This is a genomic window from Streptomyces rhizosphaerihabitans (assembly GCF_025399795.1).
Classification (GTDB): domain Bacteria; phylum Actinomycetota; class Actinomycetes; order Streptomycetales; family Streptomycetaceae; genus Streptomyces; species Streptomyces rhizosphaerihabitans.
Window position 1 is genome coordinate 43,269 of record NZ_JAODTZ010000002.1, and the last position, 11,618, is coordinate 54,886.

The window sequence follows — 11,618 nt, forward strand, 5'->3', positions numbered from 1 at the left end:
GGGTCACTCCTGAACGGGCTTGGACGGAATCGTTGCGCGGACCTCGAACCCGCCCTCGGGCCGGGGTCCGGCCTCCAGTTCACCATCGAGCATCCGCACCCGTGCACGCAGCCCGGCCAGGCCTCGTCCGCCCGCTGGGCCAGGCTTCCGCGGGACCGGTACGGTCGCCGGGGAGGCGGCGGGTGCATCGGTCGTCACCTTGATCTCGACGTGCTCCTCGCGGTGCCGGACCAGGACGTGTGCCGGCTGCCCGGACGCGTGCTTCATCGCGTTGGTGAGCGCCTCCTGCACCACGCGGTAGGCGGCCAGCTCCACGTCCACGGACTGCGCCCGCCGCTCGCCCTGCTCGCTGAACTCGACCAACTGACCCGACCTGCGGGCCTGTTCGACCAGGTCGACCACCCGTCCCAGAGTCGGGGCCCGGTCCGCACGCGCCGGGTCGGCGACCGCGGACTCACCGGTCGCCTCCAGCACACCGAGCAGGTACCGCAGCTCGGTCAGAGCCCGGCGGCCGGTGTCGCTGACGGCCGCCAGTCCCTCCCCGGCCCGTTCCGGCGCGGACGTGAGCAGGAACTGCGCCGCGTCGGACTGGACCACCATGGCCGTCACGTGGTGGGTGACCACGTCGTGCAGTTCGCGGGCGATCCGTGCCCGCTCGGCGGCCGTGGCCACCTCGGCGGCCAGCCGCCGCCGCTCCACCTCTTCCCCTCGCCGCATGCGTACGGCACTCCCCACCAGCCAGATCGCGGCCAGAGTCAGATAGAACGCGAGATAGTCCGGGATTTCCTGTGGTGAGCCGAGGCGGTGCAGGACGACGGCCAGTACGGCGTAGGCCGCACTCGCCGCGACCCTCACAGCGCGGCGGAGGCCGACCTGATGGGCCCCGGCGGAGTACAGGGCGAGATACAGCCCCACACTCCCGAACGTCGTCGCGAAGCCCAGCGACTGGTGCACGGCGAACGCGCCTGCGACGACGGCCAGACAGGCTGCGGGCCACCGGCGGCGCGCCGCCAGCGGCAGGGTCTGAGCCAGGGTCAGCCCGATGCCCAGCGCGTTCGCCGGCCGCTCGGGCAGATCGCCGATCTGCCCTCCGATGTTCGACAGGGTCGGCACGAAGGCCAGCAGGGTGAGCACCAGAGCAAGGACGCCGTCCTTGACGGAGGCATCCCGCTCGCTCCACCAGTCACGTAATGCCCGGAACAGCGGGGGACTCCAGAGCGCCTGACGGGACATCACTTCCGTTTCCTCCAGTCGGCCTGTCTCAGTGCCGGGCCCGCCGCCGGGGCAGCAGTCGGCCGTTCCGGTGGGCGAGGACGGCCATCGGGACGGTGATCAGTACGCCGAGGGCGATGGGCACGATCGACGTCTCCAGGCCGAAGCCGTCGCCGGTCAACAGGGTGGAACCATGGACGTCGACGGTGTACAGAGCCTCGGGGGTGTGTCCGGAGACCGGGACGCCGAGCAGCTGCTCGACAGTGTTCCAGGCGAAGTGCAGTCCCACGACGAACCAGATGCTACGCCGCCACAGGAACGCGGCACCGAGCATGACACCCGCCTCGAGAGCGATCGCCACCACGCTCCGCCCACTGGCTCCCGGAGCCCCCAGGTGGGCGACGCCGAAGAACAGCCCGGTGATCGCGATGGCGGCCCGGCTGCCCCACAACTGCTCCAGAGCCTGCAGGGCGAGGCCGCGGAACAGCAGTTCCTCGGTGACCGCGGCGCCGATCTGCACCATGACCGCGGACCACACGACCGACACGAAGCCGTTGCCCGCCCAGGAGAACGAGTAGCCCCCGAAAGCCGTGATCAGGAGTGCGGACACGAGGATGAAGCCCAGACCGATCCCGCCGCCGAGCAATACCTCCCGGCCGGCCCCGTGCCGGGCGATCTCCGGCGTGGAACGTCGTGCGACGAAGCGCATGACCGCCCAGTACACGGCCACCGCGGCAGCCGCTCCCAGCGCCGGCACCGGACCGGGGCCCGTCGCGGTCAGGCCCGAGACGAGACCGACACCGACCATGCCCGTCAGCATCCAGCCGAGCGGAGATCGAACGATCCGGCCGAAACGGCCGCCCCAGCCGTCGCCCTCTTCGTTCGGGCCGGAGCCTGTGTCGTGCGGTGCGGTGGACGTCGTGTCCATCGTGGCCTCCCCCTGTGGTGGTGGTCGCACCGGTGGCGACCTGACAACCACGCTAGGGACGCGCCGACGTCCGCGAGTCACCCCCACATGGACAATCCCTGTAGCTCGCAAGGGGGATGCGCCGCCCCTGCCCGCCCATCCAGGGCGGGTATCGAGTCGTGATCGATCCGGCGGACCGTTCCGTGCCATGGAGCGGATCCGGTAGCGCATCCTGCATGACGCGGGTGCAACTGAAGGGCAATGAACGGGATTTCATCGGGCGGTACCTGCCGATGGGCAGGCACCGCCCCTGTCCCGAGCTACCCGCACAATGATTGAGCGGTTCCTGGACCCGGTCAGCTCACGGGACATTTTGCCGGCCGTCGCCCAGCGGATCACTGTCCGCGATCTCTGTGGCAGGGCTTCGTAGTCTCGCGCCAGGCGGCGGTGCTGCATGATCCATGTCAAGCCGCGCTCACAGCCCTTTCCACGGACTGTTCAAGAAGTCGACCGGACTGGCAGAGCGGCGCCCCTCACCAACCGAGCTGGGCGCCTCCCAGCACGGTGCTGCCGAGGTGCGCGGCGAGTTTCTCTGCCCGCGGAAGATCCCCCCACTTGTCGACGTGAACGAAGACGGTGTGGTGGTCGGCCGGCTGCAACCAGCTGACGTCGTCGCAGTTGAAGAGAACCTCCACGCCGTCGTACTTGGCAACGCCGTACGAATCCGTCTCTGTGTCGTCCGGCCACCTGCCGCGCCAGCCGATCGAGGCCATTCCCTTCCCCACGGCTCGCACGAACCGGTCCTCCACGGTGCCCGGTTGAACGTAATGCAGGACGGCCAGAGGCAGTTCCGGCTCCAGCACGGAGTCCTCTGCGGCGGAGATGTCCATGCCGAACTCCAGAAAGTCACGTGTCACCGGGTCCACCCGGGGATCGGCGTAGTCGAACTCGGCCTCGGGCAGCACCGCCGCCATCCGCCGTGCGTCCTCGACGGTCAGCAGGTCGGCCATCAGGATCACCTCGTCGTCGCGCTCCTCCAGCAGAGCGTTCAGACGCAGTGCCTGAGTCCACGCCTCGACGACGTCGGTGGTACGGAAGACGGGATACGCCCGCGAGTTGCCCATGCGCCCCACCCTCACACAGGGCAAAGGGATGCGCTGCGAGCGGGCCTCTGTCCGGGGGGCCCGCCGGCTTCGGCCGTGGAAGGGGTTGATCTGGCTGCGGCACGATGGGCTCTGGTACCCGCACGGGGGTTGATGTCCATAGCGATGTCCCTAGCCGCTCGGTCGGGATGAGGCGGCTACTGCGGAAACAGCCATTCCATCGCGGCAAGGCTCTTGTCGACGTACTTGCCTTGTTCCGTCTCGATGCCGTGTGCGAGGTCCTCGAAGACACTGCACCTGGCATAGAACACGGCGCGCTCGCCGAGAGCCGCGAGGTCGTTGGCGTCGGTTCGATAGTTGCGGATGGCGGCACGGGTAGCGGCAGGGCCGAGATCGCGGTAGAGCAGCCCGAAGTCGTAGGCCGGGTCGACGACGGCTGCATCGCTCCAGTCGATGATGCCGGTCACCGTCCATGTGACGGGGTCGATGAGAACGTGCTCGATCCCCAGATCGTTGTGGGAGAACGTCGGGGTCCATCCATCGTGCGGTGGTGCAGCATCCAAGAACGCCTCGACGGGCCGGCGGTGCGCCTCCGGTACCTGCCCGGCCACCGTCACATATGTCTCCGCGGCCTCATGCCGCCACTCGGCCGGCGGCTGGTGGTCAGCGTCCACCAGATCGGCCAGCCGATCGATCGGAACAGCATGCAGCGCACTGAGCAACTTGCCGAGCGTTGCGGCGATCGACGTGCCGTGGGCCGATCGCTGGTGCCGCGGCATATCCAACAATGGCGCACCGGGGAGCTTGCGGTAAGCCAGACATCCCTGCTCCGCGACCGTGAACGCCGGTTCGGGCACGGGCAGCGGCGAGATAGCGGCGACGGCAGTAAGCACGCGGGCCTCGTGGCCCACCAGGGCGGTCCGCCGTGCCAGGTCGCGCTCCTTGCTGAAGCGCACGATCAGCTCACCGTTGACCTCGTACGCCAGGTTGTCCAGGCCCTCGCCAAGCGGCACAACGGACTCGATCTGGTAGTCGATCATGTGCGCGACCACGACGCTGCGGACGTCTGCGACGCGGTCGCGGCTGCGACTGGTCATTGACCGACTTTATCAATCGGTCGCATGAGGTCGGCGGTGTTCATCGGGTGGCAGCGCAGTCGCCGGCCAGGCCCACAAAGGCGCGATCGGCCCTACTTCAGGGACGGAGAAGGGGCCGTGAATGCGGCTCGGTGGTCCATGTCATCCGGTCCCGCTTCCACGTGGCGGGGAAACTGCCCTCGCGGACGGCGGGCCCGCCGATTTCCGGGGAGTACGCCTGGTAGACGGTGATCGTGGATGCCGTGTGGGACGCGCGGATCCCGCGTTGCGGTTCTTCCATGACGTACGGCGTGGGGCCGGCCGGGGCGGAGGGGTGATTCATTTTCGGCCGGCGTCCACGAGCTGCCCGGTCGTGGCTGTGGAAAACCGACGGCCGATCGGCTCGTTGTTTCACCGTTCCTCGGGGGCGCCGAGAGTTCCGGTGGGAGGGGGTCAGGCTTCCGCTTCTTCCACGCCCGTGAGGCGCGCTCCTGTCCCGGGGCCCGTGCCGACGCTCACCCGTCGGATCAGGTCCGCGGACCCTGGAGCCCGTCGTAGGCGGCCATCACCATCTCAAGGCCCCGGTTGTCGTCCGCGGGCTCTCGCATCTGATGCGTCACGTAGGCCACCGTCATACGGTTCTCGGGATCGATCACGACCAAGGAACCACCCCAGCCGCCCCACCCGTAGGTGTTGTCGAACAGCCCGTAGCCCAGGCCCCAGCGGATGGGCATGCCGAGGGCGCGGTCCTCGCCGCTGAACTGTTCCTGCCGTGCGAGGTCGCAGCCCGACTGCGACAGCAGCCGAGTCCCGCGCACCGCTCCTCCGCAGGCCGTCACCGACTGCACGAGGCCGACCGAGCGCGCGTTGCCGAAGCCGCTAGCCGCGGGGATCTCCGCACGACGCCAGGCCAGGCTGTTGCCGTCGCGGACCCGTACACGGGTGGCGGCGGTGGGATGCGCCTTGCCGCCGGGCGCGCTCGCGGCGTAGTCCTCGTCCTGGGAGGACGGCGGGATCGTGAGTGCCACCCGGTGGTCGTGCTCGGCGGGCAGCCCGATGTGGAAGTCGGCACCCAGTGGTCCGGCCACCTCCTCCGCGAAGAATTCGCCCAGGCTGCGGCCGGTGATCCGGCGTACGACCTCGCCCACGAGGAACCCCTGGGTGAGCGAGTGGTACCCGGCCGCGCTTCCCGGCTCCCATTGCGGAGTCTGTGCCTCCAGACGTGCCGTGGCGGACGGCCAGTCGTAGAGGTCCTCGACCGGCCCGTCCCAGTCGGGCAGGCCCGCGGTGTGCGAGAGCAGGTGCCGCACGAGCACCTTCTCCTTGCCCGCCCTCGCGAACTCCGGCCAGTAATGGCCGACCGGCGCGTCCAGGTCGAGCTCGCCACGGTCGGCCAGGATCAGCGCGCACAGCGCCGTCATCGTCTTGGTGACGGACCAGACGTTGGTGATCGTGTCCCGCCGCCACGGGATCGTGCGGGCCGCGTCGACGAACCCGCCCCACACGTCCACCACCGGTTCGCCGTCCACGAAGACGGCCACCGAGGCACCGGCGTCCCCCTCGTCCAACAACGCGGACAGCGCGTTGGGCACGGCGGTGAAGAGGTCGTCGTACGAGCCCTGAATGTCGGCCATGCATGGTATTTAGCCCGCAGGGGCGGGGCCGGGCAACCGATTTTCTGGCTACGGACCCGCGGCGCCGAGTCGCCCTCGCATCGAGCGACGCCGTGAGCGCGACAGCGACGCCGTCAGTGCGACAGCGACGCCGTCAGTGCGACAGCGACGCCGTCAGTGCGACAGTGTCGCCGGGCTGCCGCCGTTCGCCTCGTATCCCGCTACCGCCAGGGCGCGGTATATCGCGTAGTCCGCGGCCGGGTCGTGGGTCAGGGTCCAGGGCAGGGCGCCGACGTGGCCGTCGACGTGCACCAGCTGGTCCATGGCCTCGGACCAGCGCTCGCCGCGGACGAGGAAGAGGACCAGCAGGTGGCGGACGTGGGCGAGCATCGGGTCGTCGGGGCGGGCCGCGTGGACCGCGTACAGCGCGCCGTGGACGGCCTTGGTCACGACCTCGCTCTGGTAGAAGCTGCGGACCAGGTTCACCTCGGGGAGGTGCTCGAAGACCGCGAAGAGCGGTATCGCGGCGAGGAGGGAGCCCCGCGGTGCGCGGGCCGCCGCGGCCTCCGCGAACGAGTACGCCGTCTCCCGCGAGCCGTGCCACTTCTCGCACCAGTAGTGCAGGGCCGCCAGATGCGCGCCCATGTGGGAGGGCGCGCGGTCCAGGATCTTCAGCCAGAGCTTCTCGAACTCCGGCTGGGAGTAGGCGAGTCCACGGGCCACCGACAGCTCGATGACGTACGGGATCGGGTCACCGGGGGACAGCAGCGCCGCGTCGCCGCACGCGGAACGCGCCTCCTCCATGATGATCCGGAAGTCGTCGGTCCCCGGCGTCGACGTCCGCCATGCCTGCTGCACCAGGAACTCGGCGTGCACCGCCGCGCCGCCCGCGTCCTTGGGGGCCTCGGCGCGCCACACCCGCAGCCACTGCCCGCCGGGTGTCTCGCTGACCCCGCCGGGGCGCTGCTGAAGCTCCAGCGACGCGGCGCCCGCGAAGGCCTGCACCCGCTGCCAGCGGGTCTCGCCCTCGATGTCCGTGCCGGCCAGCAGCTGCGAGGCCGCGCGGTAGTCCTGGGTCCGCTGCACCACGTCCAGGACGTTCAGCAGATCCGCGTCCGGGCCCGGCATGCGGATGTCCAGCTCCTCCTGGCGCAGGAACCCGTAGTTCGCCGGGTCCGCGGCGTCCGGGTCGCCGGGCGAGACCAGCTGTACACCGATGCGTCTGCGCCGCAGCACAGGCAGCAGCACCAGGCTGAACATGGCCAGCGCCATCAGGACCCACAGAATCTCCATGGCTCAAGCGAACCAGACGGGTCCGACAATTGGCCAACCCGGTCCCGTCCCGGAGTCCGTCCCCGGTCCCGCCCGGGTCCCGCCCGGGTTGCGTCCCCGGTCCCGTCCCGGGTTCCGGCAGTCCCCGCGAGGGGCGTACGACGTCTCATGAACCCCGGGGTAGCACTACGCTCGGGACTCATGAGCGACAGGCACATCAGTCAGCATTTCGAGACACTCGCGATCCACGCGGGCAACACCGCCGATCCCCTCACCGGCGCGGTCGTCCCACCGATCTACCAGGTCTCGACCTATAAGCAGGACGGCGTCGGCGGCCTGCGCGGCGGCTACGAGTACAGCCGCAGCGCCAACCCCACCAGGACCGCCCTGGAGGAGAACCTCGCCGCCCTGGAGGGCGGTCGCCGCGGCCTCGCGTTCGCGTCGGGACTGGCGGCCGAGGACTGCCTGTTGCGTACGCTGCTGAGCCCCGGTGACCACGTGGTGATCCCCAACGACGCGTACGGCGGCACCTTCCGGCTCTTCGCCAAGGTCGTCTCGCGGTGGGGCGTGGAGTGGTCGGTGGCCGACACCAGCGACCCCGAGTCGGTACGAGCCGCCCTCACCTCGAAGACCAAGGCGATCTGGGTCGAGACGCCCTCCAACCCTCTCCTCGGCATCACGGACATCGCCGTGATCGCGCAGATCGCGCGCGAGGCGGGCGCCCGGCTCGTCGTCGACAACACCTTCGCGACCCCCTACCTCCAGCAGCCGCTCGCGCTCGGCGCGGACGTCGTCGTGCACTCCCTGACCAAGTACATGGGCGGCCACTCGGACGTCGTGGGCGGCGCCCTGATCACCGGTGACCAGGAACTCGGCGAGGAGCTCGCGTACCACCAGAACGCGATGGGCGCGGTCGCCGGGCCCTTCGACTCCTGGCTGGTGCTGCGCGGCACCAAGACGCTCTCCGTGCGCATGGACCGGCACAGCGAGAACGCGGGCCGGGTCGCCGAGATGCTCACCCGGCACGCGCGCGTGACGCGCGTTCTGTACCCGGGTCTTCCGGAGCACCCCGGTCACGAGATCGCAGCCAAGCAGATGAGGGCGTTCGGCGGCATGGTCTCCTTCCAGGTCGAGGGCGGCGAGGAGGCGGCCGTCGAGGTCTGCAACCGCGCCAAGGTGTTCACACTCGGTGAGTCGCTCGGCGGTGTGGAGTCCCTGATCGAGCACCCGGGACGCATGACGCACGCCTCGGTGGCCGGTTCGGCGCTGGAGGTCCCCGCCGACCTCGTCCGCATCTCCGTGGGCATCGAGAACATCGACGACCTGCTCGAGGACCTTCAGCAGGCCCTGGGCTAGGAGAGAACCGTCGTCCGGCCGGAGGGCAGGGCCGCACTTCCCGGGGCGAGCGGGAGTGGCCGTCCCCTCCGGGGGACACGGTTTCAGCGGGCCCGCGGTCGAGCGGAAACCTCCGTCCACCACCGGCGGTCACCGGCCCGTCGGTGGGGGACGCCGGTCACCAGCCAGTCAGCGGTGGGGTCGTCTCCGACGGCGGCTCCACCCACGGACGGGCCGTCGTCGCCCAGACGACGAAGGCGACGGCCGCGATGAACAGCGCCAGCCACAGAAGTCGCCGGGCCACCGTCCTGCGGCGCTGCATGCGCCCTCCGCGGCGTACGACCTCGCCGTACAGGTCGGACGGCACCGGGGGCTGCGGCACCTGCTCCAGCATCCGTCGTACGGCAGCCTCGCGCTCCGGCAGATTCATGACGGCGCCACCTCCACCCTGGTCGGCGCCGGGCCACGGGGCGGGTGCAGCAGCGTCGCCATGGCGCGGGCGCAGATCGCCCGTACACGTTCTGTGGGGAGTCCTAGCAGGGCCGCCGCCTGTTCCTCGGCGACCCCCTCGTACAGCCTGAGGACGAGCACCAGCCGTTCCTGGGGCCTCAGCCGGGCCAGGACGTTGTCCGGGGAGGGGCGCTGCCGCCCGAAGCTCCCGTACCGGTGCCAGGCGGCGTGCTGGAAGCGTGCCGCCAGTTCCCGGCGGGCGCTGTCGTAGGGGTCCTCGCCGTGCAGCCGGTCCCAGGAGGCGTACGTATGGGCGAGGGCCAGCGTCAGCAGCCGCCGCGCGCGCGGGTTGGCGTCCCGGGGTTCCGCGGTGAGCAGCGTGGCGGTGTGCAGCAGCCGCCCTGCCGCGCCCGCCATGAACGCCTCGAACTCCCGGGTCCGGCGGACACCTTGGGAGGCACGCCGTTCTCGCACCATGCCTCCCCCCTGAGGGCGACCCTGAGGAAGGGCCCGCGGCCGCGTGCGACCCGTCGCACCGTGTACGACGAGGACCCGGTCTCATATGAGGCCAGGTGCCGCCTTCCGGTCAAGGGTTCGGCGCACATGCACGCGCGCGGGCAGGAGCGCGAAGGCCCGGGGACACCGGGCACGGCGCACCGTCCCCGCGCAGTTCAGGAGGTCGGCTCGGACTCCGGCGCCGGCATTCCCTGGGCCGCCTGGCGGGCGGAGAGCGCGCTGTTGAAGCGTGTGAGGAGCGCGCAGAACACCTCGCGCTCCTCCGGCGCCCATTCGTGTGTCAGCTCGGCCATCAACTGACGCCGGGAAGTGCGCACTTCGTCGAGCCTGGACTGGCCGCGCGGGGACAGCTGGAGCACCACGGCGCGTCCGTCCTCGGGGTGCGAGGTGCGCTTGACGAGCCCGGTGTCGACCAGCGGGGCGACCTGCCGGGTGACCGTCGAGGAGTCGATCCCCATGCTCGCCGCGAGCGCCTTGACGCCCATCGGCCCTTCCTTGTCGAGACGGTTGAGCAGCAGGTAGGCGGCCCGGTCCATGGAGTTGCGCACCTGCCCCACCCCGCCGAGCCGGGTCTGTTCCGCACGGCGCGCGAAGACCGCGACCTCGTGCTGCAGGGCTTCGAGAAGACCGGTGTCACCGACGGTCGTCATGTCCATCGACATTTCTGGTGTTGTGGGCATGGCCGGGGGCTCAATTCATGCGTGGGGAGCTGGGTTGGGGGACAGGTTACGCGGCCGGGGCGCGAGCCGTACCGGGGCTGCGCAAACACAGTCTCGGAGCGTGGTCACCACGGGAGTGCGCCCGCGTGAACTGCGAGACTGGTGGTCATGAGCTACAGCACGGCTGACTCCTTTCCCAGCGTGACTCTCGACGACGTACGCGGCGCGCAGAAGATGCTCACGGGTGTGGCGAGGGTGACCGCGATGGAGGGCAGCAGGTACCTGTCCCAGCTGGTGGGCGCACCGGTGCAGTTCAAGTGCGAGAACCTCCAGCGGACGGGATCGTTCAAGCTGCGCGGCGCGTACGTGCGGATCGCGGGCCTGCTTCCGGAGGAGCGCGCCGCGGGTGTCGTCGCCGCGAGCGCCGGCAACCACGCGCAGGGCGTCGCGCTCGCGTCCTCACTGCTCGGCGTGCGGTCCACCGTGTTCATGCCGACCGGCGCCCCACTGCCGAAGGTCGCGGCCACCCGTGACTACGGCGCCGAGGTGAGGCTGCACGGGCAGGTGGTCGACGAGACCCTGGCCGCCGCGCAGGAGTACGCCCGCAGGACGGGGGCCGTGTTCATCCACCCCTTCGACCACCCCGACATCATCGCGGGCCAGGGCACGGTCGGCCTGGAGATCCTGGAGCAGTGCCCCGAGGTGCGCACGATCGTCCTGGGGATCGGCGGCGGCGGGCTGGCGGCGGGCGTGGCCCTCGCGGTGAAGTCGCTGCGCCCGGACGTACGGATCATCGGGGTGCAGGCGGAGGGCGCGGCGGCGTACCCGCCCTCACTGGCGGCCGGACGGCCGGTGTCCATCGAGAACCCGGCCACGATGGCCGACGGCATCAAGGTCGGCCGGCCCGGCGACGTGCCGTTCCGCCTCGTCGAGGAGCTGGTGGACGAGGTCCGTACGGTCTCCGAGAACAACCTGTCCAGCGCGCTGCTGCTGTGCCTGGAGCGCGCCAAACTGGTCGTCGAACCGGCCGGCGCGAGCTCCGTGGCGGCACTGCTGCGCGCGCCCGGGTCCTTCGAGGGTCCGGTGGTGGCACTGCTGTCGGGCGGGAACGTGGATCCGCTGCTGATGCAGCGCATCCTGCGGCACGGCATGGCGGCGGGCGGCCGCTATCTGGCGGTCACGCTGCGGCTCACGGACCGGCCCGGCGCCCTGGCCACGCTCCTCGGGGTGTTGTCAGTGGCGGACGCTAACGTCCTGGACGTGAGCCACGTACGGACCGATCCGCGGCTCGGGCTCACGGAGGTGGAGGTCGAGCTGCACCTGGAGACGAAGGGGCACGACCACTGCGCCGAGGTGAATCTGGCGCTGCGCGAGGCGGGTTACACGGTCATCGACTGAGGTCGGAGCCTCCCGCGGAGCCCGGTCCTTCCCCTCGGGGAAAATCCATTGAGCGACGCGATACATCGCGTTATGGT

Annotated in this window: 11 protein-coding genes and 1 pseudogene; 2 read left to right on the top strand and 10 right to left on the bottom strand. The window is 70.4% G+C overall.

Going from position 1 to position 11,618, the window contains the following annotated elements:
• Positions 1-3: 3 nt before the first annotated feature.
• From N4G66_RS02230 to N4G66_RS02260, 7 genes and pseudogenes are all read right to left on the bottom strand, one after another.
• A complete protein-coding gene (locus N4G66_RS02230; RefSeq protein ID WP_261702185.1) occupies positions 4-1,233 on the bottom strand; it encodes a sensor histidine kinase in 1,230 nt (409 codons plus the stop codon).
• 28 nt (positions 1,234-1,261) lie between these two features.
• Complete coding sequence (locus N4G66_RS02235) at positions 1,262-2,140, bottom strand: CPBP family intramembrane glutamic endopeptidase (protein ID WP_261702186.1); 879 nt, start codon at positions 2,138-2,140, stop codon at positions 1,262-1,264.
• Between the two features lie 512 nt (positions 2,141-2,652).
• A complete protein-coding gene (locus N4G66_RS02240) occupies positions 2,653-3,243 on the bottom strand; it encodes a hypothetical protein (RefSeq protein WP_261702187.1) in 591 nt (196 codons plus the stop codon).
• 176 nt (positions 3,244-3,419) lie between these two features.
• Complete coding sequence (locus N4G66_RS02245) at positions 3,420-4,319, bottom strand: phosphotransferase family protein (protein ID WP_261702188.1); 900 nt, start codon at positions 4,317-4,319, stop codon at positions 3,420-3,422.
• Positions 4,320-4,455: 136 nt separating this feature from the next.
• A pseudogene (locus N4G66_RS02250) lies at positions 4,456-4,599 on the bottom strand (DUF4291 family protein); the annotation flags it as partial.
• Positions 4,600-4,825: 226 nt separating this feature from the next.
• Entirely contained in the window at positions 4,826-5,932 is a 1,107-nt protein-coding gene (locus tag N4G66_RS02255) for a serine hydrolase domain-containing protein (RefSeq protein WP_261702190.1), read from the bottom strand.
• 153 nt (positions 5,933-6,085) lie between these two features.
• A complete protein-coding gene (locus tag N4G66_RS02260) occupies positions 6,086-7,204 on the bottom strand; it encodes a hypothetical protein (RefSeq protein WP_261702191.1) in 1,119 nt (372 codons plus the stop codon).
• 180 nt (positions 7,205-7,384) lie between these two features.
• Here N4G66_RS02260 and N4G66_RS02265 point away from each other — a divergent pair, with 180 nt between their 5' ends.
• Entirely contained in the window at positions 7,385-8,539 is a 1,155-nt protein-coding gene (locus tag N4G66_RS02265; protein ID WP_261702192.1) for a cystathionine gamma-synthase, read from the top strand.
• 157 nt (positions 8,540-8,696) lie between these two features.
• On the opposite strand, the gene N4G66_RS02270 is transcribed toward N4G66_RS02265, so the two are convergent.
• The 3 genes from N4G66_RS02270 to N4G66_RS02280 form a co-directional block, all read right to left on the bottom strand.
• Positions 8,697-8,948, bottom strand: coding sequence for a hypothetical protein (locus tag N4G66_RS02270; RefSeq protein ID WP_261702193.1), 252 nt, complete (start codon positions 8,946-8,948; stop codon positions 8,697-8,699).
• Complete coding sequence (locus N4G66_RS02275) at positions 8,945-9,442, bottom strand: sigma factor-like helix-turn-helix DNA-binding protein (protein ID WP_261702432.1); 498 nt, start codon at positions 9,440-9,442, stop codon at positions 8,945-8,947. Before N4G66_RS02275 ends, N4G66_RS02270 begins: the two co-directional genes overlap by 4 nt.
• A gap of 197 nt (positions 9,443-9,639) precedes the next feature.
• Positions 9,640-10,146, bottom strand: a complete 507-nt coding sequence (locus tag N4G66_RS02280) for a MarR family winged helix-turn-helix transcriptional regulator (protein WP_261702433.1) — start codon at positions 10,144-10,146, stop codon at positions 9,640-9,642.
• A 165-nt stretch (positions 10,147-10,311) separates the two neighbouring features.
• Here N4G66_RS02280 and ilvA point away from each other — a divergent pair, with 165 nt between their 5' ends.
• On the top strand, positions 10,312-11,541 hold the full coding sequence (gene ilvA, locus N4G66_RS02285; protein ID WP_261702194.1) for a threonine ammonia-lyase: 1,230 nt from the start codon (positions 10,312-10,314) through the stop codon (positions 11,539-11,541).
• Positions 11,542-11,618 lie beyond the last annotated feature (77 nt).